Annotated in this window: 27 protein-coding genes; 11 read left to right on the top strand and 16 right to left on the bottom strand. The window is 69.5% G+C overall.

Features of this window, described 5'->3' with window-relative positions:
- Positions 1-10: 10 nt before the first annotated feature.
- A complete protein-coding gene (tkt, locus tag ABXS86_RS03665; protein ID WP_307210773.1) occupies positions 11-2110 on the bottom strand; it encodes a transketolase in 2100 nt (699 codons plus the stop codon).
- A 231-nt stretch (positions 2111-2341) separates the two neighbouring features.
- Between tkt and ABXS86_RS03660 the strand changes: the two genes are divergently transcribed.
- On the top strand, positions 2342-3268 hold the full coding sequence (locus ABXS86_RS03660; RefSeq protein WP_144833216.1) for a heme o synthase: 927 nt from the start codon (positions 2342-2344) through the stop codon (positions 3266-3268).
- Positions 3269-3595: 327 nt separating this feature from the next.
- Here ABXS86_RS03660 and ABXS86_RS03655 read toward each other — a convergent pair whose 3' ends face one another.
- Positions 3596-4090: a dinucleotide-utilizing enzyme gene (locus ABXS86_RS03655; RefSeq protein ID WP_307210775.1), complete on the bottom strand. Its 495-nt coding sequence runs from the start codon at positions 4088-4090 to the stop codon at positions 3596-3598.
- A 218-nt stretch (positions 4091-4308) separates the two neighbouring features.
- Complete coding sequence (locus ABXS86_RS03650; RefSeq protein WP_307210777.1) at positions 4309-5310, bottom strand: COX15/CtaA family protein; 1002 nt, start codon at positions 5308-5310, stop codon at positions 4309-4311.
- Between the two features lie 249 nt (positions 5311-5559).
- Here ABXS86_RS03650 and sufB point away from each other — a divergent pair, with 249 nt between their 5' ends.
- The 6 genes from sufB (at position 5560) to ABXS86_RS03620 (ending at position 10997) form a co-directional block, all read left to right on the top strand.
- On the top strand, positions 5560-6978 hold the full coding sequence (sufB, locus tag ABXS86_RS03645; RefSeq protein WP_353665653.1) for a Fe-S cluster assembly protein SufB: 1419 nt from the start codon (positions 5560-5562) through the stop codon (positions 6976-6978).
- Positions 6979-8169 carry a Fe-S cluster assembly protein SufD gene (gene sufD, locus ABXS86_RS03640; protein ID WP_353665652.1) on the top strand — a complete coding sequence of 397 codons (1191 nt, stop codon included), beginning with the start codon at positions 6979-6981 and terminating at the stop codon, positions 8167-8169.
- Entirely contained in the window at positions 8166-8495 is a 330-nt protein-coding gene (locus ABXS86_RS03635; RefSeq protein WP_144833227.1) for a non-heme iron oxygenase ferredoxin subunit, read from the top strand. The genes sufD and ABXS86_RS03635 overlap by 4 nt, the downstream gene beginning before the upstream one ends.
- 52 nt (positions 8496-8547) lie before the next feature.
- Positions 8548-9318 carry a Fe-S cluster assembly ATPase SufC gene (gene sufC, locus ABXS86_RS03630; protein ID WP_144833229.1) on the top strand — a complete coding sequence of 257 codons (771 nt, stop codon included), beginning with the start codon at positions 8548-8550 and terminating at the stop codon, positions 9316-9318.
- A 9-nt stretch (positions 9319-9327) separates the two neighbouring features.
- Positions 9328-9657: a metal-sulfur cluster assembly factor gene (locus ABXS86_RS03625; RefSeq protein ID WP_013586729.1), complete on the top strand. Its 330-nt coding sequence runs from the start codon at positions 9328-9330 to the stop codon at positions 9655-9657.
- Positions 9658-9833: 176 nt separating this feature from the next.
- Positions 9834-10997 (top strand): MalY/PatB family protein, encoded by a 1164-nt coding sequence (locus ABXS86_RS03620; protein ID WP_307210793.1) that lies wholly within the window; start codon positions 9834-9836, stop codon positions 10995-10997.
- Between the two features lie 66 nt (positions 10998-11063).
- On the opposite strand, the gene ABXS86_RS03615 is transcribed toward ABXS86_RS03620, so the two are convergent.
- From ABXS86_RS03615 to ABXS86_RS03595, 5 genes are read right to left on the bottom strand one after another with little or no spacing between them, the layout of a single operon-like run.
- Positions 11064-11972, bottom strand: a complete 909-nt coding sequence (locus ABXS86_RS03615) for a siderophore-interacting protein (RefSeq protein WP_353665651.1) — start codon at positions 11970-11972, stop codon at positions 11064-11066.
- Positions 11956-12810, bottom strand: a complete 855-nt coding sequence (locus ABXS86_RS03610) for an ABC transporter ATP-binding protein (RefSeq protein ID WP_307210797.1) — start codon at positions 12808-12810, stop codon at positions 11956-11958. Before ABXS86_RS03610 ends, ABXS86_RS03615 begins: the two co-directional genes overlap by 17 nt.
- On the bottom strand, positions 12807-13856 hold the full coding sequence (locus tag ABXS86_RS03605) for a FecCD family ABC transporter permease (RefSeq protein ID WP_353665650.1): 1050 nt from the start codon (positions 13854-13856) through the stop codon (positions 12807-12809). Before ABXS86_RS03605 ends, ABXS86_RS03610 begins: the two co-directional genes overlap by 4 nt.
- Positions 13853-14899 carry a FecCD family ABC transporter permease gene (locus tag ABXS86_RS03600; protein ID WP_353665649.1) on the bottom strand — a complete coding sequence of 349 codons (1047 nt, stop codon included), beginning with the start codon at positions 14897-14899 and terminating at the stop codon, positions 13853-13855. Before ABXS86_RS03600 ends, ABXS86_RS03605 begins: the two co-directional genes overlap by 4 nt.
- Positions 14900-14933: 34 nt before the next feature.
- Entirely contained in the window at positions 14934-15956 is a 1023-nt protein-coding gene (locus tag ABXS86_RS03595; protein WP_154096725.1) for an iron-siderophore ABC transporter substrate-binding protein, read from the bottom strand.
- Positions 15957-16224: 268 nt separating this feature from the next.
- Here ABXS86_RS03595 and ABXS86_RS03590 point away from each other — a divergent pair, with 268 nt between their 5' ends.
- Positions 16225-17823, top strand: coding sequence for an ABC-F family ATP-binding cassette domain-containing protein (locus ABXS86_RS03590; RefSeq protein ID WP_353666223.1), 1599 nt, complete (start codon positions 16225-16227; stop codon positions 17821-17823).
- 63 nt (positions 17824-17886) lie between these two features.
- On the opposite strand, the gene ABXS86_RS03585 is transcribed toward ABXS86_RS03590, so the two are convergent.
- The 5 genes from ABXS86_RS03585 to ABXS86_RS03565 all read right to left on the bottom strand — a co-directional run bounded on the left by ABXS86_RS03585 (position 17887) and on the right by ABXS86_RS03565 (position 20938).
- Complete coding sequence (locus ABXS86_RS03585; RefSeq protein ID WP_353665648.1) at positions 17887-18369, bottom strand: GNAT family N-acetyltransferase; 483 nt, start codon at positions 18367-18369, stop codon at positions 17887-17889.
- Positions 18370-18391: 22 nt separating this feature from the next.
- Positions 18392-19297 (bottom strand): SURF1 family protein, encoded by a 906-nt coding sequence (locus ABXS86_RS03580; protein ID WP_353665647.1) that lies wholly within the window; start codon positions 19295-19297, stop codon positions 18392-18394.
- Between the two features lie 153 nt (positions 19298-19450).
- Entirely contained in the window at positions 19451-19675 is a 225-nt protein-coding gene (locus ABXS86_RS03575) for a hypothetical protein (RefSeq protein ID WP_307210806.1), read from the bottom strand.
- On the bottom strand, positions 19672-19953 hold the full coding sequence (locus ABXS86_RS03570) for a DUF3099 domain-containing protein (RefSeq protein ID WP_373459142.1): 282 nt from the start codon (positions 19951-19953) through the stop codon (positions 19672-19674). Before ABXS86_RS03570 ends, ABXS86_RS03575 begins: the two co-directional genes overlap by 4 nt.
- Positions 19954-20164: 211 nt before the next feature.
- Positions 20165-20938 carry a DUF4190 domain-containing protein gene (locus ABXS86_RS03565; protein ID WP_353665645.1) on the bottom strand — a complete coding sequence of 258 codons (774 nt, stop codon included), beginning with the start codon at positions 20936-20938 and terminating at the stop codon, positions 20165-20167.
- 191 nt (positions 20939-21129) lie between these two features.
- On the opposite strand from ABXS86_RS03565, the gene fabG reads away from it, so the two are divergent.
- Positions 21130-21840, top strand: a complete 711-nt coding sequence (gene fabG, locus ABXS86_RS03560) for a 3-oxoacyl-ACP reductase FabG (protein ID WP_251507436.1) — start codon at positions 21130-21132, stop codon at positions 21838-21840.
- A gap of 120 nt (positions 21841-21960) precedes the next feature.
- Here fabG and ABXS86_RS03555 read toward each other — a convergent pair whose 3' ends face one another.
- A complete protein-coding gene (locus ABXS86_RS03555) occupies positions 21961-22638 on the bottom strand; it encodes an alpha/beta fold hydrolase (RefSeq protein ID WP_353665644.1) in 678 nt (225 codons plus the stop codon).
- 145 nt (positions 22639-22783) lie between these two features.
- A complete protein-coding gene (gene serB, locus ABXS86_RS03550) occupies positions 22784-23425 on the bottom strand; it encodes a phosphoserine phosphatase SerB (RefSeq protein ID WP_353665643.1) in 642 nt (213 codons plus the stop codon).
- Between the two features lie 156 nt (positions 23426-23581).
- Here serB and ABXS86_RS03545 point away from each other — a divergent pair, with 156 nt between their 5' ends.
- A complete protein-coding gene (locus ABXS86_RS03545) occupies positions 23582-24055 on the top strand; it encodes an S-ribosylhomocysteine lyase (RefSeq protein ID WP_251507429.1) in 474 nt (157 codons plus the stop codon).
- Between the two features lie 186 nt (positions 24056-24241).
- On the opposite strand, the gene glgC is transcribed toward ABXS86_RS03545, so the two are convergent.
- The gene (glgC, locus tag ABXS86_RS03540) at positions 24242-25486 is read right to left on the bottom strand and encodes a glucose-1-phosphate adenylyltransferase (RefSeq protein WP_353665642.1); all 1245 of its coding nucleotides are present in this window, start codon (positions 25484-25486) and stop codon (positions 24242-24244) included.
- A gap of 76 nt (positions 25487-25562) precedes the next feature.
- Here glgC and glgA point away from each other — a divergent pair, with 76 nt between their 5' ends.
- Positions 25563-26753, top strand: coding sequence for a glycogen synthase (gene glgA, locus ABXS86_RS03535; RefSeq protein ID WP_353665641.1), 1191 nt, complete (start codon positions 25563-25565; stop codon positions 26751-26753).
- The last annotated feature ends 8 nt before the right edge of the window (positions 26754-26761 follow it).

Genomic DNA, 26761 nt, shown 5'->3' with positions numbered 1-26761 from the left:
TCTCCTCTGATTACTTCTTCGCGGCGGCCAGCGACTCGCGCGCGGCCTCGACGACGTGCTCGGTGGTGATGCCGAACTTCTGGAACAGGGTCTTGTAGTCGGCCGACGCACCGAAGTGGTCGATCGCGACCGAGCGGCCGGCGTCGCCGACGATGCCCGCCCAGCTGAGGGCGGAGCCGGCCTCGACCGACACGCGCGCCTTCACCGACGACGGCAGCACCGACTCGCGGTAGGCCTCGTCCTGCTCGGCGAACCACTCGAGCGAGGGAGCCGACACGACGCGAGCGTGCACGCCCTCGGCGGCGAGCTTCTCGCGCGCCTCGACGGCCAGCTGCACCTCGGAGCCGGTGGCGATGAGGATCACGTCGGGCTCGCCGTTCGCGGCCTCGGCCAGCACGTAGGCACCCTTGACGGCGTTCGCCGCGGAGGCGAACTCGTCGCCGGACGCCTCGCCCTCGCCGCGGGCGAAGACGGGGATGTTCTGGCGGGTGAGCGCGATGCCGGCGGGGCCGGCGGTGCGACGCAGCATCTCGAGCCACACGACCGAGGTCTCGTTGGCATCCGCGGGACGCACGAGGGCGAAGTTCGGGATGGCGCGAAGGGTCGCGAGCTGCTCGATCGGCTGGTGCGTGGGGCCGTCCTCACCGAGGGCGACGGAGTCGTGCGTCCAGACGAAGATCGTGGGGATGTTCATCAGGGCGGCCAGACGCACCGGCGGGCGCATGTAGTCGCTGAAGATGAGGAACGTGCCGCCGAACGGACGCGTGGGACCGTGCAGCACGATGCCGTTGAGGATCGCGCCCATGGCGTGCTCGCGGATGCCGAAGTGCAGCACGCGGCCGTAGGGGTCGCCCGACCACTCGTGCGTCGACCACGACGAGGGGATGAACGACTTGGCATCCTTGATCGTGGTGAGGTTCGACTCGGCGAGGTCGGCCGAACCGCCCCAGAGCTCGGGGAGCTCGGCGGCGAGCGCGTTGATCACCGTGCCGCTGGCGGCGCGGGTCGAGACGTCTTTGCCGGCCTCGAAGGCGGGCAGCGCGTCGGCGATGTCGCCGGGCAGCTCGCGGGCCTGCAGGCGGTCCCACAGCTGCTTGCGCTCGGGGTGGGCCTCGGCCCACGCGTCGAACTTCTCCTGCCAGGCGGCCTTCTCGGCCTCGCCGCGCTCGACGAGCTTGCGCGTGTGCGAGAGCACGTCGTCGGCGACGGCGAAGTGCTGCTCGGGGTCGAAGCCGAGCACCTCCTTCGTCGCCTTGAGCTCGTCGGCGCCGAGGGCGGAGCCGTGGATCTTGCCGGAGTTCTGCTTGCCGGGCGAGGGCCAGCCGATGATCGTCTTGAGGATGATGAGCGAGGGCTTGCTCGTCTCGCCCTTGGCGGCCTCGATCGCGGAGTGCAGTTCGGCGACGTCTTCGACGTACTGGCCGGTCTTCTTCCAGTCGACCGTCTGCACGTGCCAGCCGTAGGCCTCGTAGCGCTTCTGGACGTCTTCCGTGAAGGCGACGTTGGTGTCGTCTTCGATCGAGATCTGGTTGGAGTCGTAGATCGCGATGAGGTTGCCGAGCTCCTGGTGGCCGGCGAGCGAGGAGGCCTCGCTGGTCACGCCCTCCTGGAGGTCGCCGTCACCGGCGATCACGTAGACGAAGTGGTCGAACGGGCTCTCGCCGGCCGGGGTCTCGGCGTCGAAGAGGCCGCGCTCGTAGCGGGCGGCGTAGGCGAAGCCGACGGACGAGGCCAGGCCCTGGCCGAGCGGTCCGGTCGTGATCTCGACGCCGTCGGTGTGGCCGTACTCGGGGTGGCCGGGGGTCAGGGAGCCCCAGGTGCGCAGCTCCTCGAGGTCCTTCTTCTCGAGGCCGAAGCCACCGAGGTAGAGCTGCACGTACTGCGTGAGCGAGGAGTGTCCGGCGGAGAGGATGAAGCGGTCGCGGCCGGGCCAGTGCGTGTCGGCCGGGTCGTGGCGCAGCACCCGCTGGTAGAGCAGGTAGGCGGCGGGGGCCAGCGACATGGCCGTCCCCGGGTGGCCGTTGCCCACCTTCTCGACGGCGTCAGCCGCCAGGATGCGTGCGGTGTCAACCGCGCGCCGATCGATGTCATCCCATTCGAAGTCCGACAACAGGGTCGCCTTTCTCGATACTGAGCGCCCTGTTCACGATCCGACGTCGCGCTCACCACCGTAGGAGTGGGAGTGGGGTGGGGTGTCGGCGCGGGGCGCGCGTTCATTGGCCAGCATAGCGAGATCGCCCGTCGCGGTTGCCGTCTGTGACGGGGGTCGACAGGCGGCCGGACCTGTGGTGGGGATGGCTTAGAATCGTTGAGGTTCTATACGCGCTTACCCCGGGGGACGATGGACATCTCGACGACGTCGCACGTCATTGCGACGACCGATCGCCGCTCCGTCGGACGCACCCTCCGGGCCTACGTCGCTCTGACGAAGCCCCGCGTCCTCGAGCTTCTGCTGGTCACCACCGTGCCGGTGATGATCCTCGCGCAGCAGGGTCTGCCCAACCTGTGGCTCATCTTCGCCACGGTCATCGGCGGCTCCCTCAGTGCGGGCTCAGCCGCGGCGTTCAACATGTACCTCGACCGCGACATCGACGCGCATATGCAGCGCACGGTCAACCGCCCCCTCGTCACGGGCGAGGTCTCGCCGCGCGGCGCGCTGACGTTCGCGTGGACGCTCGCGGCGGTCTCGACGATCTGGTTGTGGGCCTTCACCAACCTACTCGCCGCCGCCCTGTCGGCGACCGCGATCTTCTTCTACGTCGTGATCTACACGATGATCCTCAAGCGCCGCACCGAGCAGAACATCGTGTGGGGCGGCATCGCGGGCTGCTTCCCGGTGCTGATCGGCTGGTCGGCGGTCACCGGTTCGCTCTCGCTCGTGCCGTTCATCCTGTTCGCGCTGGTGTTCCTGTGGACGCCGCCGCACTACTGGCCGCTGTCGATGAAGTACGCCGCCCAGTACGACGAGGTCGACGTGCCGATGCTCGGTGCCACGCGCAGCGGCTCGCAGGTGGGCCTGCAGGTCATCCTGTACGCGTGGGCGACCGTGGCGTGCTCGCTGCTGCTCATCCCCGTCGCACCGATGGGCCTGGTGTACACCGTGTCGGCCCTCGTCTTCGGCGGCTGGTTCATCTACGAGTCGCACCGCCTCTACTCCCGCGCCGTGCGCGGGGGCGAGCCGCGGCCGATGCGCGTGTTCCACGCCTCGATCACCTACCTGACGCTGCTGTTCGTGGCCATCGCGGTCGACCCGCTGCTGCCCTTCTGATCCGTCTCGTCGACGCCCGTCCCGTTCGCGGGGCGGGCGTTCACGTTTCCGGATTCCGTGACCTCGAGGGGCCGCGAGGCGCGACCCGACTTCGCGGCGTGCTCGATGGCGGTCCGTGAACGGTCGTGGAGGTGTTCCGGGCAGCGGAGGACCAACACCCCGGCATCCGCCCCATGAACCTGCACCGCCCGCCGCACGCCCGCAGCCCCAGCCATGCACGAGAAACCCCTACCCCCGTGGCACCACCGCTCGTTCTCGCCCCGCCCCCGTCCACACGCGAGAACGCCCGCCCCCATAACGGGAGCGGGCGTTCTCTGTTTCGCGGGGTCAGCGACGCGCGGCGTCGTCTCCCGTGTCGAGCTTGGGGGCGTCGTGGTTCGCTGAGGCCGCGGCCTGCGGGGGAGCGGTCGCGGTCGAGGGGGTCTCGATGTCGGCATCCTCCACCGCGAGGGGGGTGGCGGTGGTGGCCGGGGCGAACGGAGCGCCGGGAGCCGCGGAACTCTCGGCGACGGTCTCGTCGTCGCTGTTCCAGTCGATGGTCTCGATCGCGACGTCGGGACGGCGGGTGAGCGTGGCGGCGGCACCGAGCGCGAGCGCCAGGGCGATGCCGATCGCGCCGGCACCGAGCACCGCGGCGCCCACGACGACCCACGACTGGCCGACGTAGACCTGCACGACGGTGGCGTTGGGATCGTTGAGCACCTGCTCCATCGCGTCGATCCCGTTCAGGACGATCGCGAGTCCGCCGGCGACGGCGGCCAGGGATGCGACGACGAGCACCCAGAACGGGATGCTGGTCACCAGGCGGGGACGGGTCTTCATGGGGAGTACTCCTTGTCGTTCCGACAGGGGGTGTCGGGTACGGGTCCCGAAGCGGGGGACGACGGGACGGCGGGCACGAAGGTGCCACGGTCAACCATGACCCACCCGTCGGTGCGCGAGATAGGGGTCGCCGATGAATGGCCTATGAGCGTATAAGGGTGGGTGCGCTGGCTGGCGCCCGGCGGTGCGCCGGGTTCGCGGCATCCGGTGTCGCCGGGTCAGCTGCGGGCGGATGCCGTAGAGCGACGCGCGGCGGGCGCCTCGGCGACGGCGGGGCGCTTCAGACGCAGCACGACGACGGTCATCGTCGCGGCGGCCAGGGCGGCGAGCACCATGTGGGTGCCGACGGCGATCTCGGGCAGGCCGTTGCGGGCCTGGTACAGCCCGACGGCGATCTGCACGAGCTCGACGGCCAGCAGCGCGACGGCCCAGCGGCGGACGTCGAGACGCAGGCGCCAGGCGAGCACGACGATCGCCAGCGTCAGCACGAACAGGGCGTATCCGGGCCACGAGTGCACGTGCTCGAGCACCTCGGCGTCGAAGCCGTTGCGGCCCGCGGCGGCGTCTCCCGAGTGGGGGCCGGCGCCGGTGGTGAGCACGCCGAACACGATCGTGAGGGCGAGCACGCCGGTGGTCGCGTGCACGAGGGCGGCGAAGCCGCGCGGCACGGCGAGGGCGCGGGGGCCGGCCGGCTGGTTCATGAAGACGAGGAATGCCGCGCACACCGCCACTATCGACACCGAGGCGATGTAGTGGAAGCCGACGATGAAGGGGTTCAGGCCGGTGAGCACCGTGATGCCGCCCACGACCGCCTGCGCGACGATCCCGACGAGCACGATGAGCGAGAGGACGAACAGCACCCGGCGCTCGTGACGCATGCGCCACACCAGCACGACGACGGCGAGGGCCAGGATGCCGACGAGTCCGGTCAGCGTGCGGTTGCCGAACTCGATGATGCCGTGGATGCCCATCTCGGGGGTGTTCACGAGGGAGTCGGGGGTGCAGCGCGGCCACGTGGGGCAGCCCAGGCCCGACCCCGTCAGACGCACCGCGCCGCCGGTGCCGATGATGAGCACCTCGGCCACGAACGACAGCCACGCGAAGACGCGCACGCGGGCGTCGACCTCGGACGGGAGCCACGCGACGAAGCGGCGCAGAGGGGCCGGCACACGGGACGCGGCGGCGTCGGTCGAAGCGGTGGGGGACGAGGCGGAGGGCATGCGTACGGCTTCCTGGCGTCGAAGTGCTCCGGGCCGTCGGGAGAGCGGGGGTGCCATGCCGGGAGCGGGTGTTGCCTGTAGAATCGAAGGGTCCGGGTGCAGCGCTCGCGCGAACCGCACCCACGACAGTCTAGGCGCGCAGCCAGCGCCTTCGAGCGGGCCCACCAGCGACATTCCTGGGACTTCGACCGGAGTCCGGAATGTCGGGGCGGATGACACCGTTGTGGCCCGAGAAGGAGAGTGATCACCATGTCCGATGTCCTCATCGACCGACCAGAGCTCGAAAGCCTGGGGCAATACGAGTTCGGCTGGCACGACACCGACGCGGCGGGTGCCCTCGCCCAGCGCGGCATCAACGAAGACGTCGTGCGCGGCATCTCGGCCCTGAAGTCCGAGCCCGAATGGATGCTCAAGACGCGCCTCAAGGGCTACCAGCTCTTCGGCAAGAAGCCCATGCCCACGTGGGGTGCCGACCTGTCGGACATCGACTTCGACAACATCAAGTACTTCGTGCGCTCGACCGAGAAGCAGGCGCAGACCTGGGAAGACCTCCCGGAAGAGATCCGCAACACCTACGAGAAGCTGGGCATCCCCGAGGCCGAGCGCCAGCGCCTCGTCGCCGGCGTCGCCGCGCAGTACGAGTCCGAGGTGGTCTACCACCAGATCCGCGAAGACCTCGAGCAGCAGGGTGTCATCTTCATGGACACCGACACCGCTCTGCGCGAGCACCCGGAGTTCTTCGAGGAGTACTTCGGCACGGTCATCCCCGCCGGTGACAACAAGTTCGCGGCGCTGAACACGGCCGTCTGGTCGGGCGGCTCGTTCGTCTACGTCCCCAAGGGCGTGCACGTCGAGATCCCCCTGCAGGCGTACTTCCGCATCAACACCGAGAACATGGGTCAGTTCGAGCGGACGCTGATCATCGCCGACGAGGACAGCTACGTCCACTACATCGAAGGCTGCACCGCTCCGATCTACAAGAGCGACTCGCTGCACTCGGCCGTGGTCGAGATCATCGTGAAGAAGAACGCCCGCGTTCGCTACACGACGATCCAGAACTGGTCGAACAACGTGTACAACCTCGTCACCAAGCGCGCCGTCGCCCACGAGGGCGCGACCATGGAATGGGTCGACGGCAACATCGGCTCCAAGGTGACGATGAAGTACCCCTCCATCTACCTGATGGGCGAGCACGCCAAGGGCGAGACCCTCTCGGTCGCCTTCGCCGGTCCCGGTCAGCACCAGGACGCCGGCGCGAAGATGATCCACATGGCTCCGTACACGCAGTCGTCGATCGTCTCGAAGTCGATCGCCCGCGGTGGCGGTCGTGCCGGATACCGCGGCGAGGTGCGGGTGGACGCCAACGCGCACCACTCCGCCAACACCGTGCGCTGCGACGCGCTGCTGGTCGACGCGATCTCGCGCAGCGACACGTACCCCGCGATCGACATCCGCGTCGACGACGTGCAGCTCGGTCACGAGGCCACGGTCTCGAAGGTCAGCGAAGAGCAGCTGTTCTACCTGCAGTCGCGTGGCATGCCCGAAGACGAGGCCATGGCCATGATCGTTCGCGGGTTCATCGAGCCCATCGCGCGGGAGCTCCCCATGGAGTACGCGCTCGAACTCAACAAGCTCATCGAAATGGGCATGGAAGGATCCGTAGGCTAAATGACGACTGCGACCGAAACTCCCGCAGCCGCCGAGGGTCACATCGACCCGGCAGCCCTCGTGGCATCCGTCGTTCCGGTGCAGACGCGCTCGGAGCGTCTGACCTCGTTCGACCCGGCCGACTTCGGCACCCCCACGGGGCGCGAGGTCAACTGGAAGCTCAGCCCGATCGCGCGCCTGGCTCCGCTGTTCGTCGACGAGGCCGGCCCGACCGGCGTCATCACCGTCGACGTGCAGGCGCCGGATGCCGTGGAGCAGCTGCGCCTCGCGGCCGGCGACGCGCCGCGCGGTGAGCACTTCCGCCCCGAAGACCTGCCCGCGGCTCTGGCCTGGACCCACGAGACCGAGGCTCCGCTGCTGCGGATCCCCGCGAACGTCGAGCTCGACGAGCCCGTCGTGGTGCGCCTGACCGGCACGGGCGGCCTCGCGCATGCCCACGTCGTGATAGACGCGCAGCCCAACTCGCGCGGCACTGTGGTGCTGCGTCACGAGGGCACCGCCGACCACGCCCAGAACGTCGAGATCATCGTGCGCGACGGTGCCGACCTCACGGTCGTGTCGGTGCAGCGCTGGAACGACGACGCCGTGCACGCGGCGTCGCACCAGGCCCGCGTCGACCGCGACGCCAAGCTGACGCACGTCGTGGTCAGCTTCGGCGGCGGCGTCGTGCGCGTGAACCCCTCGGTCGAGCTCTCGGGCCCCGGCGCCGAGGGGCGCCTGTACGGCCTGTCGTTCGCTGATGCCGGTCAGCACCTCGAGTCGCAGGTCTACCTGCACCACAAGGGTCCGCACACCGTCGGCGACGTGCTCTACAAGGGTGCGCTGCAGGGCCAGAGCGCGCGCAGCGTCTGGATCGGCGACGTGCTCATCGGACCGGATGCCACGGGCACCGACTCGTACGAGGCAAACCGCAACCTCGTGCTCACCGACGGCGCCCGCGCCGACTCGATCCCGAACCTCGAGATCGAGACCGGTGACATCCAGGGCGCCGGCCACGCCAGCGCGACGGGTCGCTTCGACGACGAGCAGCTGTTCTACCTGCAGGCTCGCGGCATCACCGAAGACGAGGCCCGTCGCCTCGTCGTGCTCGGCTTCCTCACCGAGATCGTGCAGCGCATCGGCATCCCCGAGCTCGAGACCGAGCTCATCGAGGCCATCGAGCACGAGCTGGCCGAAGGGGCCGACGCGTGAGCGCCTCGCGCGCCTGCGCCCTCAGTGAACTCGTGCAGGACGAAGCCCGTCGCGTCGAGATCGACGGCGTTGCGATGGCGGTCGTGCTCGACGGCAACGGCGAGGTCCACGCGATCGGCGACGTCTGCACCCACGGCGACATCTCGCTCTCGGACGGTTTCGTCGAGGGCGAGACGCTGGAGTGCTGGGCGCACGGCTCGGCCTTCTCGCTGAAGACCGGTCGCCCCCTGAACCTCCCGGCCTACGAGCCGGTCCCCGTGTACGAGGTCGTGATCGACGGAGACGACGTGCTCATCGATCCCGCCGTCACCAAGGCGACGGCCTGAGCGCCGCTCACGACAACGCCCACGACCTGAAGACTTACGAGTAAGGAACACCATGTCTGTCCTCGAGATCCGCGACCTCCACGTGACGGTCGAGACGGAGAACGGTACGACCCCGATCCTCAACGGCGTGACGCTGACCATGCGCACCGGTGAGACCCACGCCATCATGGGCCCCAACGGCTCCGGCAAGTCGACCCTGGCGTACACGATCGCCGGTCACCCCAAGTACACCGTGACGAGCGGCTCGATCACCCTCGACGGCGAAGACGTGCTCGCGATGAGCGTCGACGAGCGCGCCCGCGCGGGCCTCTTCCTCGCCATGCAGTACCCAGTCGAGATCCCCGGCGTCACCGTGACGAACTTCCTCCGCACGGCCAAGACGGCCATCGACGGCGAGGCTCCGGCCATCCGCTCGTGGACGAAGGACGTCAAGGGCGCCATGGAGAACCTCCGCATGGACCCGAAGTTCGCCGCGCGCAACGTGAACGAGGGCTTCTCGGGCGGCGAGAAGAAGCGCCACGAGATCCTCCAGCTCGAGCTGCTCAAGCCGAAGATCGCCGTGCTCGACGAGACCGACTCCGGCCTCGACGTCGATGCGCTGAAGATCGTGTCGGAGGGCGTCAACCGCGCCAAGGAGCAGACCGACCTCGGTGTGCTGCTGATCACGCACTACACGCGCATCCTCCGCTACATCCGCCCCGACTTCGTGCACGTCGTCGTCAAGGGCCGGATCGTCGAAGAGGGCGGCTCCGAGCTCGCCGACCGACTCGAAGAAGAGGGTTACGACCGCTTCCTCGAGGCCGGTACCCCGATCGACGCGTAGGATCGTTACATGACCGCAACCCTCGCTCCCGAGAAGTACGACGAGGTCACCGAGGCTCTCAAAGACGTCATGGACCCCGAACTGGGGATCAACGTCGTCGACCTCGGCCTCATCTACGATCTCGCGTGGGACGACGAGAACGACGCGCTCGTCATCCACATGACCCTCACCTCGGCAGGCTGCCCGCTGACCGACGTGCTCGAAGAGCAGACGGCCCAGGCCCTCGACAACGTCGTGGATCGCTTCCGCATCAACTGGGTGTGGATGCCGCCGTGGGGCCCCGAGCGGATCACCGACGACGGCCGCGACATGATGCGCGCCCTCGGCTTCGCGATCTGAACGAAAGATTCCTTCGAACGCCCATCCCTCACGGGGTGGGCGTTCGTGGTTTTCGGATGCCGAGGTCCCGGCGCCTCGCGAGCGTCGAGCACCGCGACGAACGCGTGCCCGCGCCCGTGTGTCTTCCTCTGACGGCCGGGTTCCGCGGCATCCGGTGCCCTGATTAGGCTTTCCGGATGAGCGTCACCCCGTTGCAGGCCCTGCCTCTCGACCTTCTGCGTCAGCGCTCCAGCACCAAGTGGCGCTCGTACGACGACGACGTGATCCCGATGTTCGTCGCCGAGACCGACTTCCCGCTCGCGCCGGCGATCACCGCGGCACTGCATCGTGCCGTCGAGATCGGCGACACCGGGTACACCCCGCCGCGACCCGGCATCGACGTCGACTTCGCCGCGTACGCCGAGCGGATGTGGGACTGGACGATCCACCCGTCGCGCATCCGGTGGACCGGCGACGTGATGATGGGCGTCGTCGAGGTGCTGCGGGCCGTGACCTCGCCCGGCGACCGTGTGATCGTGACGCCGCCGGTGTACCCGCCGTTCTACGACACCGTCGAAGAGGCGGGCGCCGTCGTCGAGCGCGTTCCCCTCGTCGACGACGGCGAGAGGTGGAGCCTCGACCTCGCCGGGATCGAGCGTGCCTTCGCCGGGGGTGCCCGGGCGATCCTGCTCTGCAATCCGCACAACCCGACCGGCACTGTGCACTCGCGCGAGTCTCTCGCCGACCTCGCCCGCCTGGCCGAGCGGTACGGGGCGAGTGTCGTGAGCGATGAGATTCACGCTCCGCTCACGCACGCGCCCGCGGTCTTCACGCCGTTCCTGGATGCCGCGCCCGCGGCCGCCGCCGTCGGCTACGCGGTGACGAGTGCGAGCAAGACCTACAACCTCGCCGGCCTCAAGTGCGCGGTCATCGTGACCGGGTCGGAGGAGACGGCGACGGTGGTGCGATCGCTGCCGTGGGAGGTCGAGTGGCGCGCGGGCCTGTTCGGCGTGATCGCCAACCGCGCGGCCTTCGCCGCCGAGAGCGACGACTGGCTTGCCTCGCTGCTCGTCGCGCTCGACGACAACCGCCGTCTGCTCGCCGAGCTGCTCGCCGAACACCTGCCGCTCGCGCGGTACCGTCTGCCCGATGCGGGCTTCCTCGCGTGGGTCGACGTCTCGGCCTACGGGTGGGGCGACAATCCGTCGCCGCACATCCGCCGCGAGGCGAAGGTCGCGCTGCACCACGGCCCCCTCTTCGGGGAGCAGGGCATCGGACACGTGCGCATCAACGTCGGGTGCGCACCCGAGGTGCTGCGTGAGGCGATCGCGCGCATCGGCGCGCTGGCTCGACAAAGATGAGCGGTCGGCGCGTCGAGAGAACGCGGGGCGCGACCGAGGGGTGACACCGGGTCACGGCATCCGGAATCAGACCTCGGCTCGTCCGGTGCGCCAGTAGCCCATGAACGCGACCGCGCGACGGTCGACCCCGCGCTCGGTGACGAGGTGGCGTCGGAGGGTCTTGATCGCCGAGGCCTCGCCGGCGAGCCAGGCGTACAGCGGCGCCTTCTTCAGCGCGGCTCCGCCCTTGGCGGTGCGCGGGACCTCCCACAGCATGCCCTCGTCGATGTCGACCTCTTCGACCTCGTCGCCGTGGCCGTCGGGGGTGAGGGCGAACGCGGCGTCGCGCGTGGCCGTGACGAGGTGCGCGTGGCGGTCGCCCGCGGACCGCGCGGCCAGACGGAAGTCGAATCCCGGATGCCGGGGGAGATAGGCGCAGTCCTCGGGGGTGGGGACCTCGAGCACGACGGTTCCGGTGGCCTCCGGGGGGAGCTGCTCGAGGATGACGGCGATCGCGGGGGCGGCGGTCTCGTCGCCCGCCAGGAGGTAGTCGCCGGTCTGCGCGGGCGGGACGAAGTCGACGCCGAAGCTCACGTCGGTGAGCGCGACCGTGGGGGCGAAGATGAGCACCTCGTCGCCCGGCCGTGCGTTCTCGATCCACGCCGATGCCGGGCCGAGCACCTCGTGGGCGACCATGTCGATGTCGACCTCCCGCTCGGCGCGACGCACGGCGCGGGTCGTGTAGGTGCGGAACGGCGGGCGCGCATCATTGGGGAGCTCGCGCCACGCCGTCCACCAGTCGCCGCCGGTCGGCATCGTGTCGAGATCGGCCGTGGCGGTGGGGAAGACGATCTTCACGCGCTGATCGAAACCGGGGTTGCCGTATTCGTGCAGGTCATCGCCGACGAACGTGAAGCGGCGGAAGCTCGGGGTCAGGTCGGTGATGCGGGCGACGCGGACGCGGAAGAACCGCGAAGTCTCAAGAGGGGACGACATCGTGGGGCTCCCGGGTGGTGGCGACGGACGGCGTGCGGACGCTGACGTGGTGGCGTCCGCGCGGAAGGACGAGGGGGGTTCCCGACACGGGGTCGGGCACGACCAGAGCGTCGAGCCCGAACACCTCGGCGATGAGCTCGCTGGTCATGACGGCGCTCGGGTCGCCGGCGGCCACGACACGTCCGTCGCGCAGGGCCACGAGATGGTCGGCGTAGCGGGCCGCCATGTTCATGTCGTGCAGCACCATGACGGTGGTCGTTCCCCGGTCGCGGTTGAGGTCGGTGAGCAGGTCGAGCACATCGACCTGGTGGGCGACGTCGAGGAAGGTGGTCGGCTCGTCGAGCAGCAGAATGTCGGTCTCCTGAGCGAGCGCCATGGCGATCCACACGCGTTGCCGCTGGCCGCCCGACAGCTCGTCGACCGCGCGGTCGGCGAGGTCGCTGATCCCCGTGGCGGCGAGCGCCTCGGCCACGACCTCGTAATCGCGGGCGCTCCAGCGGGCGAGGGCACGCTGGTGCGGGTGGCGACCACGGCCGACGAGGTCGGCGACGGCGATGCCCTCGGGAGCGATGGGGCTCTGCGGAAGCAGCCCCAGGATGCGCGCGACCTCTTTCGTGGGCCGCTCGTGCAGCGCCTTGCCGTCGAGGATCACGCGACCGGCCTTCGGCGGGAGCAGGCGAGCGAGCGCGCGCAGCAGCGTCGACTTGCCGCACCCGTTCGCGCCGACGATCGCGGTGATCCGCCCGGCGGGGAGCACGAGATCGAGGTCGTCGACGATGGTGCGGTCGGCGTAGGCGAGGGTGAGACCCTCGGCCGACAGAGTGCGGTTCGCGGTCATAGCGAGCCTCCGGAGCGATTGGTCCTGATGAGCAGGTAGATGAGATACGGCGCGCCGAGCACGCCCGTGACGACACCCACCGGGTAGCGGTTGTCGAAGGCGAACTGGCCGACGAGGTCGGACAACATGACCAGCAGGGCGCCGACGAGCCCGGCCGGCACCAGGAGGGATCCGCCGGGGCCGATGAGGCGCGCGGCGATCGGACCGGCCATGAAGGCCACGAAGGCGATGGGCCCGGCACCGGCCGTCGCCACGGCCAGCAGCACGACCGCCCCGACGATCAGGAGCAGACGCGTGCGTTCCACACGGACGCCGAGACCCGCGGCGGAGTCGTCGCCGAGGCGGAGGACCGAGAGCGAGCGGGTGTTGCCGATCATGAGCGGGACGATGACGACGACCGCGAGGGCCAAGGGGAGCACCCGACCCCAGGAGGCGTTGTTGAGGCTTCCCGTCAGCCACTGCATCGCCGTCTGGAGGTCCCAGTTGGCGGCGCGGCTCAGCATGTACGTCGTGACGCTGTCGAGCATGGCGGCGACGCCGATGCCGATGAGCACGAGTCGCGTGCCGGTGAAGGCGCCTTTTCGCGAGAGCAGGTAGATCGCGCCGGCGGTGGCGAGGGCGCCGACGAGGGCGAAGGTCGAGACGAGGGCGTCCGACAGCGAGAAGCCGATGATCGCGATGACGGCGGCCGCGCTCGCCCCGGAGGAGATGCCGATGATGTCGGGGGAGGCGAGGGGGTTGCGCAGCATCGTCTGGAACGTGACTCCGGCCATGCCGAAGGCGAGTCCCGACAGCAGGCCCAGGCTCGCGCGCGGCAGGCGCAGCTCGCCGATGGTGAACGAGGCGCCCGGGACCGTCTGGCCCAGCAGGACGCGGAGTACCTGATCGGGGGTGTAGAAGGTGTTGCCGACCATGAGCGTCACCGCGAAGACGACGACGACGGCGACGGCGAGCACGGTGGTCACGCCGATCCGGCGCCGGGTGCGGGCTCGGCGTCCGCGGGCGAGGGCGCCGACCGCGGCCGGGCGCTGCAGGACGATGCTCACAGTTCACGCACCTTCTGCCGGCGGACGATCCAGATGAAGAAGGGGGCGCCGATGAGGGCGGTGAGGATGCCGACCTCGATCTCGGTGGGGCGCGCGACGAGGCGACCGACGACGTCGGCTCCCACGAGGAGCATCGCGCCTCCGAGCGCCGAGAACGGCACGAGCCACCGGTGATCGGTCCCGATGAGCAGTCGGCAGATGTGCGGGATGACGAGACCGACGAACGCGATGGGGCCGGCGACGGCGGTGGCGGCGCCCACCAGCACGACCGCACCCGCGGAGGCGATGAGGCGCGTGCGTCCGACGTGCTCGCCGAGCCCGGTCGCGACGTCGTCGCCGAGGGCGAGGGAGTTCATGCCGCGTGAGCAGAGGATGCACACGAGGGCTCCGGCGGCGAGCACCGGCAGCACGATCTGCACACGGTCCCACGTGGCACCGCCGATGCCACCGATCTGCCAGAAGCGGAACACCTCGAGAAGGTCGACGCGCGGCAGCAGGATCGCGCTCGACAGTGAGCCGAACGCGGCGGTGGTGGCCGCCCCGGCGAGGGCGAGCTTGAGGGGAGTGGCGCCGCCGCGCCCAAGCGAGCCGACCGTGTAGACGAACACCGCGGCCACGGCCGCTCCCACGACGGCGAATCCCATGTATCCGAGCGAGCTCGACAGGCCGAAGAACGCGATGCCCGTGACGACGGCCAGCGACGCTCCGGCGGAGACGCCGAGGATGCCGGGGTCGGCGAGCGGATTGCGGGTGACCGCCTGCATGGTGAGCCCGGCCATCGCGAGGGCTGCCCCGACGAGCAGCCCGAGCACCGTGCGCGGAATGCGGGTGGCGACCACTGCCTCACCGACCCCGGTGCCCCCCGAGAACGCCGAGAAGATCTCGCCGATCGACACGTCACGCGTGCCGAAGGCGATGGATGCCGCGCACATCACGACCACGCCCACCGTGAGCGCCAGCAGCCAGCCGAGTCGACGGCCCGACGATCGCCGCAGATCAGCGGTGTCGGGTGGGGCGTCGGCGACGGCGGTGCGGGAGTTCACGGTGGGCGCGATTCGAGGTGTCCGGGGGCGGGGATCAGCCGAGGGCGGCGGTCAGCACGTCGAGGTACTTCGACAGGCCCCAGCTCACCGAGAGGGGAGAGGGGTTCGCCGAGGCCGCGAGAGGCGTGCCGTCTTCGAGCACCGCGACGTGGCCGGCGGCCACGGCGGGGATCTTCGACAGGAGCGGGTCGGCCTGGAGCTGCGCGAGGGTCGAGCCGTCGGTGTTGCCGTAGGTGATCCACAGCCCCACATCGTTGAAGACGTCGGCCTGCTCCGAGGAGATGTCGCTGTAGAACGCGTCGATCTCGCTCGAGGTCTTGGTCACCTGCTCGGGCTCGGGCATGCCGAACTCATGCAGGTACCCCGCGCGGGGGTCGTGCGAGGTGTAGTAGGTGATGGTGCTGAGGTCGGTGGGGTCGGTGAACGCGAACAGGGGCGCGACCTCGGCGAGAGCGGGGTGGGCGTCGAAGGCCGCCTGCGACTCGGTCTTGATCTGCTCGATGAGGGCCTCACCCTCGCTCTCGAGACCGAGGGCCTTGGAGTTGAGCTGGATCATCTGGTCGAGGGTGGTGCCCCACGCGGCGTCGGGGTAGGCGACGACGGGCGCGATCTTCGACAGCGTGTCGTAGTCCTCCTGCGTGAGTCCCGAGTAGGCGGCGAGGATGACGTCGGGCTGCGTGTCGGCCACGGCCTCGAAGTCGATGCCGTCGGTCTCGTCGAAGAGCACGGGGGTCTCGCCGCCGAGCTCGGTCAGCTTGTCTTCGACCCAGGGGAGGATGCCGTCTCCGTCGTCGTCGCCCCACGTGGCCTTCGCCATGCCGACCGGCACGATGCCGAGAGCGAGGGGGACCTCCTGGTTCGACCACGCGACGGTGGCCACGCGCTCGGGCTTTTTCTCGATGACCGCTTGGCCGAGAGCGCTGTCGACGGTGACGGGGAAGACGTCGTCGGAGCCTTGCGCCGCCTCGTCTCCGGGGGCGGCCGAGGTGCCGGCGCAGCCGGTGAGGACGAGGGCGGAACCGACGGCGAGTGCCGCCAGAGCGCGGAATCGGGACACGAAGAGCCTCCTGCGTGTTAGGTAAGGATAGGCTTAGTTTAGGTCAGACCTCGGGTGAGAACGCAAACCCGGATGCCGCTGGACCCGGGCCTTCGTCTCGACGCCGAGACAACGGCATCCGGGATGTTCGTCGACCCTTGCGCCCCCTCCCGCGGGCGGGAGCGGGCTCGGGGGATTCGGCTGTCGGCGGGCATGCAGGGGCGCGTCTTATACTGGGTGGCTGGCCATGTCGGCCTGCTTCCCCATCCCCGAAGAACGGACGTTCGCTGTGCTCGCCGTGCACGACCTCGAGATCCGCGTGGGTGCCCGCGTGCTCATGTCAGACGTGGCGTTCCGCGTCTCCGACGGCGACAAGATCGGCCTCGTCGGACGCAACGGCGCCGGAAAGACCACCCTCACCAAGGTGCTCGCCGGCGACCTGCTGCCCTCCAACGGGGGCGTCGACCGCTCCGGTGAGCTCGGCTACCTGCCCCAGGATCCCCGCTCGGGCGACCCCGAGATGCTCGCGCGCACGCGCATCCTCGACGCCCGCGGGCTGGGCTCGCTCGCCCTCGGCATGCACGAGGCGTCGATGGCGATGGGCGACGACAACCCCGCCGTCGCGGCGAAGGCGATGAAGAAGTACGGCCGCCTCACCGAGGAGTTCGAATCGGCCGGCGGATACGCGGCCGAGGCCGAAGCGGCGTCGATCGCGCACAACCTGTCGCTTCCCGACCGCATCCTCGACCAGCCGCTGAAGACCCTCTCGGGTGGTCAGCGTCGCCGTATCGAGCTCGCGCGCATCCTCTTCTCCGACGCGCAGACGATGATCCTCGACGAGCCGACCAACCACCTCGACGCCGACAGCGTCGTGTGGCTGCGCGAGTTCCTCAAGGGCTACAAGGGCGGGCTCATCGTGATCTCGCACGACGTCGAGCTCGTGGGCGAGACCGTCAACCGCGTGTTCTACCTCGACGCGAACCGCCAGGTCATCGACGTCTACAACATGAACTGGAAGAACTACCTGCGCCAGCGGGTGGCCGACGAGGAGCGCCGCAAGAAGGAGCGCGTCAACGTCGAGAAGAAGGCCACGGCGCTGCAGCTGCAGGCCGCGCGCTTCGGCGCGAAGGCCTCGAAGGCCGCGGCCGCGCACCAGATGGTCGCGCGCGCCGAGAAGATGCTGTCGGGCCTCGACGACGTGCGTCAGGACGAGCGCGTCGCCAAGCTCCGTTTCCCGAAGCCCGCACCGTGCGGCAAGACCCCGCTCATGGCATCTGGTCTGTCGAAGTCGTACGGCTCGCTCGAGATCTTCACCGACGTCGACCTCGCGATCGACCGCGGGTCGCGCGTGGTCATCCTGGGCCTCAACGGTGCCGGGAAGACGACGCTGCTGCGCATCCTCGCCGGCGTCGACCAGCCCGACACCGGACAGCTCGAGCCCGGTCACGGACTCAAGATCGGTTACTACGCGCAGGAGCACGAGAACCTCGACGTCGATCGCTCGGTGCTCGAGAACATGATGTCGTCGGCGCCGCACATCACCGCGACCGAGGCCCGCAAGGTGCTCGGGTCGTTCCTCTTCGTCGGGGATGACGTGCTGAAGCCCGCCGGTGTGCTCTCGGGTGGAGAGAAGACGCGCCTGTCGCTCGCGACGCTCGTGGTGTCGTCGGCCAATATGCTGCTGCTCGACGAGCCCACGAACAACCTCGACCCCGCCTCGCGCGAAGAGATCCTCGGCGCCCTGTCGCACTACGAGGGTGCCGTCGTCCTCGTCTCGCACGACGAGGGGGCGGTCGAGGCGCTCAACCCCGAGCGCGTGCTGATCCTGCCCGACGGTGTCGAAGACATCTGGGGCCGCGATTACGCGGATCTGATCACGCTGGCGTAACCGGGCTCGTCCTCGCGGTGGGCGCTGTCGCGGTCATCTGGAGCAGGGGCGACGCGGATCCGATCAGGCTGGTGTGGAGCGAGGCGCCCAACGCATCCACACGGCGTCGGTGCCGGGCCACGGTGCGACATCGTCCGTGAACCCCTCGCGCAGATAGAAGCCGCGCACCGTCGGGTTGCTGACGTCGTATTCGGTGACGAGGTCGCCGCCGTTCGCGCGAGCGCGCGCCTTCGCCGACGCGATGAGAAGGCGACCGATCCCACGATGCTGGTGATCCGGCGCGACGTAGAGCTTCCAGAGGACGAGGTCGCTGCCCAGACGGTCGACCTCCGCCATTCCGGCGACGTCGCCCTCATCGGACGCGACATCGATGCGTCCCTCGCTGATCGCGGACCCGATGACCTCTTCGTTCCAGTACCGGTCGAGTCCGGCGACGACGTGCTCCGCGCCGCGCGCGGGGCCGTAAGTGGGTGGCCAGCTCAGGATCCCGATCAGTCGGACCGCGGCGAGGTCGTCGGGGTTCGCAGGACGGACGATGACGGGCATGTCGTCATCCTGCCGGTTCTGCTCAGCGCTGGTCGAGGAGCGCGTCTTCGTCGTCGGCGTCGCGGTCGCGCGGGCGCTTGCGGGCGCGGTGCAGGGCCACGGGGTCGACGCGTCGCTTCTCGGTCATAACGCTCTCGGGCTCGGGGGTCGTCTCGATCAGCTCGATACCCTCTTCTTCAGCGTCTTCCGCTTCTTCGCGGCGCAGTTTGCGTTCGTTGACGATGACGTAGGTGATGAAGCCGAAGCCCATGACGGCGAACAGAATCCACTGCACCGCGTACGACAGGTAGGGGCCGGGGTCGTTGCTGGGCGGATCCACCGTGTTCGGCGCGGTCGCGGGTGCGGGCGTCTCCGACATGAGCAGGCCGTAGGCGCCGGGCTCGAGGGGGCCGGTCTGCTCGGCGACGAGGCCCAGGTTGATGGTCGGCACCTGACCCGGGTCGGCGCTGCGACCCGAGGTGGGTGCGGCCTCTTCGGGACGGAGGCGTACTTCGACGGTCACCTGACCCGACGGCGGGTCCGGGATCACGTCGGGGACGGACTGCTGGTTTCCCGGCGGAAGCCATCCCCGATCCACGAGGAAGGTGCGCCCGTCGACGAGGCGGAACGGCACGAGCTGCTCGAACGCGGCCGAGCCGCCGTGCGCGCGGTTGCGCACGAGGAGCTGCTCGTCGGTGAGGTACTTGCCCTGCATGCGCACCGGGCGCCACTCGTCGGATGGCGTCAGCTGCGCCCCGGGGGCGAGCAGGTCTCCGAGGGCGACGGGCGGGGCGTCGTAGTTGTTCGCGACGAGCTCGAGCTGCTCGGTGCGCTCGGCGTTGCGGGAGAACTGCCAGTTGGAGAGGAATCCGCAGGCGATCGCGAAGAGAATGGCCACGCCGACATACATCGCCCAGCGTGCGGCGGCGGGGGTCTCGCGACGGCTCATGAGAGGTGTCCTCGACGACCGGCGAGATCGAGAACGCCCCGGGTGCCGCGGGAGTCCGACGACCGGCTGACGATCGACCACCCGGCACCGTCTCGCGCTGCGTCGTCGAATCCTCCGGTCACATCATCCAGGGTACGTCGGTCGGCGCGGCGCTCACGCCGGTTCGTTCGACAGGGCCTCCACCCGCACGGGGAAGTCGCGGGCGCTCAGGAACTCGCGCAGGTACGAGACGTGCGCGTCGCAGGCGACCCAGGTCTTGCGGCGGTCGGCGGCATGGATGCGCGGGTTGCGCCAGTGCACAGCCCAGACGGCGTCGTCACGGCATCCGGCTCGAGAGCATTCGACGCGCGCGCTTCCCGCTGACGTCGACGCGGTCACGGGCGGTCGTCTCGCGGGGGATCCTGACGCGGGGTCTCGGCGATGCGGATGACCATCGGGCCCTCGGCGGGGGCCACGGTCGCCGTGGGCGGCACCGGGGCCTCGATCGCGCGTTCGGGGTTGATGACGGTCCGGTCGGAGGCGTCCTGGCCGACGTTGGCGACGATGACGGCGAGGTAGGGGAGGAAAATCGCCCCGGCGGCGAAGACGAAGGTGTACCAGCCGTACGGGGTGATGACCGCCATGGCGATGAAGCACGCGATACGGATACCCATCATCACCATGTACTTGGCGAAACGGGTGTCGGCGTCATCCCGGGGAGCCTGGGGAAGCGACGTCGCGGATTGGGCTCGATGCGATGTCTTCACAGTGGTCTCAGGGTACGCCCGCAGGAAGGTCACGGGGCGGGGTTGCGGTACCGGTTGTTCGACGTCATGACAAGCCGCCGAACGCAGCGCGTTCGGCGGCTCGTCATGCGCGACGGGGGTGTCAGACGCCGTAGCCCGAGCTGGTCGAGTTCGCGGTCGAGGCGACCAGGATCGAGATGCCGATGATGAACAGGACGATCAGAACGAGACTGATGTAGCCGATCAGCAGACCGGCGAGGGCCATGCCGTGGCCGCGCTCTCCGGTGGTCTTGATCTGCTTGAGCGAGATGTGCCCCATGATGACGCCGGCGATCTGTCCGATCACGGGCAGGAACATGACGAAACCGACGATCGAGGCGATCAGCGACAGGATCGCGAGCAGATTGGTTTTCGGCGCCGCGGTGTAGCCGTACTGCTGTCCGTAGGCCTGCTGACCGTACGCCTGGCCGTAGGCGGGCTGACCGTAAGCCTGCTGCCCGTAGGCCTGCTGGCCGTACGCCGGCTGCCCGTACCCCTGCTGGTCGTAGGCCGGTGCCGCGGGGGCCGAGCCGTAAGCGGATGCCGCGGCGTCGGGCGCGGGAGCGTCGTAGGCCGAGCCGTAGGGCGGCGCGGGAGGTGCCGACGGGGCATCGGGGGCGCCGTACGGCGGAGCCGGGGGAGCGCCGTAGGCGGGGGCGTCGGGAGTCGTGGTTGCGGATGCCGTGTGTCCGGAGTCCGTGGTCCCGGATGCCGTGGTTCCGGATGCTGTCGCGTCGCTGTCGCCGCTCGCGGTGGCGCTCGTGGAGTCGGTGTCGCTCTGCGGGGCGTAGGGCGACGCGGAGGGGGCGTCGTTCGAGGGCGAGGAGCCGTCGGTGTATCCGGGCTGGTTCGGATCGGTCGTGCGGTCGTCGCTCACGGGAGTCCCTTTCGTCGCGGTCTTCCCCAGCGTTCCAGCGCGTCTCCACCCGTGTCAAACGGCTGAGTCGAGAACGGCTGGGCGGCGAGATGTCGGGCGGGCTGTCGTTGCTTCGGTGTGCTCGCGGTGTCCCGGCCCGGTCGTCGGTAGGCTGGGCCGGTTCCGTCACCCGCAAGCGCAGGAGTCTCACCATGTCTCAGGACCGCGTCGTCGTCGTCACCGGAGGAAACCGGGGGATCGGTCGCGCCATCGCCGAGCGCTTCGTGGCGGAGGGCTGGAAGGTCGCCGTCACCGCCCGTTCGGGCGAGGGCCCCGAGGGAACACTGACCGTGCGCGCCGACGTCACCGATGCTGCTGCTGTCGACGCGGCGTTCTCGCAGGTCGAGGCCGAGCTCGGACCGATCGCCGTCGTCGTCGCCAACGCCGGGGTGACCAAGGACACCCTGCTGTTGCGCATGAGCGAGGACGACTTCGACAGCGTGGTCAACACCAACCTCGGCGGAGCGTTCCGCGTCGTCAAGCGCGCCTCGAAGGGCATGCTGAAGGCGCGGTGGGGTCGCGTCATCCTCATCTCGAGCGTCGTGGGCCTCTACGGCTCGGCCGGACAGATCAACTACGCAGCGTCCAAGAGCGCCCTCGTCGGCTTCGCCCGTTCGCTCACGCGCGAGCTGGGCGGTCGCGGAATCACCGCCAATGTCGTCGCTCCCGGATTCATCGAGACCGACATGACGGCCGAGCTCCCCGCCGACACGCAGGCGGAGTACAAGAAGAACATCCCCGCCGGTCGTTTCGCCTCGCCCGACGAGGTCGCGGGCGTCGTCACCTGGCTCGCCGGAGATGACGCCGCCTACATCTCGGGCGCGGTCATCCCCGTCGACGGCGGCCTCGGCATGGGTCACTGACCCCGACGCCCCAGGGCGACGGTCCCCGAACCCGACGCCCCACCGCGTCGGCGTGGGGCACTAACCCTGGCGCGGCTGGAGGGACGCTCGGTCGGTCGGCTTCTCGAGCCGATGCGCCTCTCAGCGCATGGCGGCGACCAGCTTCTCGGCAAACTTCTGGGGCTGCGAGAACTGCGGCCAGTGACCCGACCCGAGCCGCACGATGTCGACATCGCGGATTTTGCCGAACTCGTCGGCATACGCGCCCCAATCGGCAAGCACGCGGGGCAGCGACTCGGCGTCGAGCTGGCCCGAGAGCACCGTCACGGGCACCTCGAAGCGCCGTTCGTCGCTGAGGGTGAGGGGCGAGGTCGGCACACGGCCCGGTACGTCGACAACCTGCGTCGCCGTGCGGGTTCGGGTCTCTTGGTCGATGTCGGCGGTGTCGTCGGCATCGAAGAACTCCCATCCGGGGAAGTGTACGACGCCGTCTTCGACGGGGAACTCCGAGATCATCGCGCCGGGGTGGGGCACGATCGTGTCGACGAGGACGACCCGTGCGACGCGGTCGGGGCGTCGGTCTGCAGCGCCCCAGACGACGTTGCCCCCGCCGGAGTGTCCGACGAGCACGACGCTCTGATCGAGACGGTCGATCTCGGTGACGACGGCGTCGACCCAGTCGTCGGTCACGAGGTCGCCGACCGCGGGGCCGGGCATGCTGAGGGGGTGCGGGCGATGCCCTGCCGCCTCCAGAGCGGGAACGATGTCGTCCCACGACGACGCGGTGAGCCAGAGTCCGGGTACGAGGATGACGTCCATGTTCCGAGCGTAGGGCGGGGTTCCGACATCGGCCAGTGCTCCCGAGAAACGGCAGATCAGGCGTCAGTTCGCGCGCTCCTGTCCTCCCCGCGGGCAAAGAGCCTCACGGCATCCGCGCGCCGTGGGTCCGCGCAGGATCCGTGCGTCAGCGGGGGAGGAGCGCGATGACCTGCGCCAGATCCACGTCGCCGACGACCAGATCGGCGCACTCGCGCACGGCGGGCTTCGCATTGAACGCCAGACCGAGGCCGGCCGTCTTCATCATCTCGAGGTCGTTCGCCCCATCGCCGATCGCGAACGTCGACCGCAGGGGGACGCCGTGCTCCTCGGCCCAGCGGCGGAGCGTGTCGGCCTTGGCCGTGGCATCCACGATCTCGCCGTCGACCTCGCCGGTGAGGCGACCGTCATCGGCGACGAGCCGGTTCGCGCGCCAGACGTCGACCCCCAGGTCGGGCGCGATGGTGTCGAGCACCTCGTGGAAGCCTCCGGAGACGACTCCGACGGTCCCTCCGCGTTCGTGCACCGCCTCGATGAGTTCGCGCACGCCGGGGGTCGGCTCGATGCGTGCGATCGCGCGGGCGAAGGCCTCGGTCGAGACGCCGGCGAGAGCTTCGACGCGCGAGCGCAGGCTGGTTGCGAAGTCGACCTCGCCGCGCATGGCCGCCTCGGTCGCCGCGGCGACCTCGGCACCGCGGCCGGCTTCGTCGGCGAGGAGTTCGATGACCTCGTTGCGGATCAGAGTGGAGTCGGCGTCGAGCACGACGAGGAAACGAGCGGGCGCAGGCACGCGCTCGACCCTAGCGGGTGAGTCGGGGGTCGTGCGGTCCACGGCCGGTCGCCTCAGCGCGACGTCGCTCCCGTCGCACGGCGTCATGCGCGGCGGCGATGTCGGAGGCCCCGCGTAGGCTTTTCGCACCGCCGACTCCTGAGAAGGGACCCCCTCATGGCCGATGTCGAAAGCTTCACCCTCGACCACACCGCCGTCTTGGCGCCGTACGTCCGCCTGATCGGCACGGAGTCGGGCCCGCGCGGCGACGTCATTTCCAACTTCGATCTGCGTCTGGTGCAGCCCAACGAGCAGGAGATCCCGACGGCCGGACTCCACACCATCGAGCACCTGCTCGCGAGCCTCGTGCGCGACCGCATCGACGGCCTCATCGACATCTCGCCTTTCGGATGCCGCACCGGTTTCCACGTCATCATGTGGGGCGAACCCGAGGTCGGCGCCCTGGTCGATGCGATCAGCGACTCGCTGCGCGCGATCGTCGACGACGTCCAGTGGGACGACGTCCCCGGAACCGACGCGTTCAGCTGCGGCAACTACCGCGACCACAGCCTGCACACGGCCAAGGAGTGGTCGAAGGTCGTGCTCGAGAAGGGCATCTCGCGCGACGCGTTCGAGCGCGTGGGCGTCTGACGCGGAGCTGAACGGGTACCGGGCAGGCCGAGTGTCGCGCGACGCGTGCGAGCGCGTGGGTGTCTGCCGCGGGGCTGATAGCTCCTGACCTTTCACCTCTTTGAGCGAGAGGGGGCGGCGACCTTCGCGGTCACCGCCCCCTCTTCGCATCCGGAGCTTCTCGGCATCCGGAGCCGCACGTCACGACTAGGCGTGGACGTGCACGTCCTTGCCGACGACGGTGATGCCCGTCTCGGTGACGGTGAAACCGCGGGCGAGGTCGCGCTCGCGATCGACGCCGATGGTCGCCTCGGGCTCGAGGACCACGTTCTTGTCGAGGATCGCGCGGTGGATCCGCGCTCCCGCACCCACCTGGACGCTGTCGAACAGCACGGAGTCGGTGATCGTCGATCCGCCGCCCGCGAGGGCCCACGGGCCGACGACGCTGCGCTCGAGGTGGGTTCCCGACAGCACCGAGCCGAGCGAGACGATCGAGTCGATCGCGTTGCCGATGCGCCCGACCGAGTCGCGCACGAACTTCGCCGGAGGGGCGTTGAAGGTCTGCGAGAAGATCGGCCAGTCGTTGTTGTAGAGGTTGAAGATCGGCAGGGTCGAGATCAGATCCATGTGCGCGTCGTAGAACGACTCGATCGTGCCGACGTCGCGCCAGTACGACCGGTCGCGGGGCGTGGACCCGGGCACGTCGTTGCGCTGGAAGTCGTAGACGGCCGCCTCGCCGCGGTCGACGAAGTAGGGGACGATGTCGCCGCCCATGTCGTGGGCCGAGGTCGGCAGTTCACCGTCGTGCGTGACGGCGTCGACGAGGGCGTCGGCGTCGAAGATGTAGTTGCCCATCGAGGCGAGCACCTCGTGCGGCGAGTCGGCGAGGCCCGCCGGGCTCTGCGGCTTCTCGAGGAAGGCGCGGATCTTCGTCGGGTCGCTGGGGTCGGTGTCGATGACGCCGAACTGGTTCGCGAGCGAGATCGGCTGACGGATGCCGGCGACGGTGGCCTTCGCGTCCGAGGCGATGTGGGCGTCGAGCATCTGCTTGAAGTCCATGCGGTACACGTGGTCGGCACCGATGACGACGACGATGTCGGGCTTCTCATCGCGGATGAGGTTCATCGACTGCAGGATCGCGTCGGCCGAGCCCGAGAACCAGCGCTTGCCGAGTCGCTGCTGGGCGGGGACCGACGCGACGTACGAGCCGAGCATCGGCGACATGCGCCACGTCTGCGAGATGTGGCGGTCGAGGCTGTGCGACTTGTACTGCGTGAGCACGACCAGCTGCCGCAGCCCCGAGTTGATGAGGTTCGAGATGGCGAAGTCGATCAGGCGGTACTGGCCGCCGAACGGAACGGCGGGTTTGGCGCGATCGGCCGTGAGGGGCATGAGTCGCTTTCCCTCGCCGCCGGCGAGGATGATTCCGAAGACCTTCGGCGCTGCAGGCATGGCACCACACTAAGGGGCGGATGCGGCTGCGGAAACACGTCTGCGGCGCGCCTTTCGCTGTACTACGGTTCGTGTCATGCGCGTCGACATCGTGACCAAGGAATACCCGCCGGAGATCTACGGCGGAGCCGGAGTCCACGCCACAGAGCTCGTCAAGGCCCTGCGCGCCGAGGGTACCGAAGTGCAGGTCCGCGCGTTCGGCGCCGACCGTGACGAAGTGGACGTCACCTCCTATGGAGTGCCCGCGGAATTGGCATCCGCGAACGGCGCCATTCAGACCCTCGGCACCGATCTCGAGATCGTGTCCGACATCGCCGGCGCCGACGTCGTGCACTCGCACACGTGGTATGCGAACTTCGCCGGGCACCTCGCCTCTCTGCTGCACGGCATCCCGCACGTCGTCACCGCGCACAGCCTCGAACCGCTGCGCCCCTGGAAGGCCGAGCAGCTCGGGGGCGGTTACGCCGTCTCGAGCTACATCGAGAAGACCGCCTACGAGGGCGCTGCCGCGGTCGTCGCGGTGAGCTCCGGCATGCGCGACGACATCCTGCGCAGCTACCCGGCGCTCGATCCCGCCAAGGTGCGGGTCATCTACAACGGCATCGACACCGAGTCGTGGCATCCGGTGTCGGATGACGCGTTCCTGGCGTCGCAGGGGATCGATCCGTCGCGCCCCTCGGTCGTCTTCGTCGGTCGCATCACCCGTCAGAAGGGGCTGCCGTACCTGCTGCGCGCGGCCGAGCAGCTGCCGCCCGAGGTGCAGCTGATCCTGTGCGCCGGCGCCCCCGACACCCCGCAGATCATGGCCGAGGTGCAGGAGCTCGTCCGCGGGCTCCAGGCCACCCGCGACGGGGTCGTGTGGATCGAGAAGCTGCTGCCCCGCAACGAGCTCAGCGCGATCCTCACCTCGGCCACGACGTTCGTCTGTCCCTCCGTGTACGAGCCGCTGGGCATCGTGAACCTCGAGGCCATGGCGTGCGGTGCAGCGGTCGTCGGAACGGCGACCGGCGGCATCCCCGAGGTCGTCGTCGACGGAGTGACCGGGCGACTCGTGCCGATCGAGCAAGTGCAGGACGGGACCGGAACGCCCGTCGATCCCGAGCGGTTCGTCGACGATCTCGCCCGTGTGCTGACGGAGGTCGTTTCGGATGCCGACACCGCCCGGGCCTACGGAGAAGCCGGTCGCACGCGAGCCGTCGAGGACTTCAGCTGGGCGGCCATCGCGGAGACCACCGCGGCGCTCTACGCGGAGGTCGCGGGGAAGTAGGGCGTTCG

This window comes from Microbacterium sp. che218, from assembly GCF_040436305.1.
GTDB lineage: Bacteria > Actinomycetota > Actinomycetes > Actinomycetales > Microbacteriaceae > Microbacterium > Microbacterium algihabitans.
This window is presented reverse-complemented; position numbering and strand designations above follow the sequence as displayed.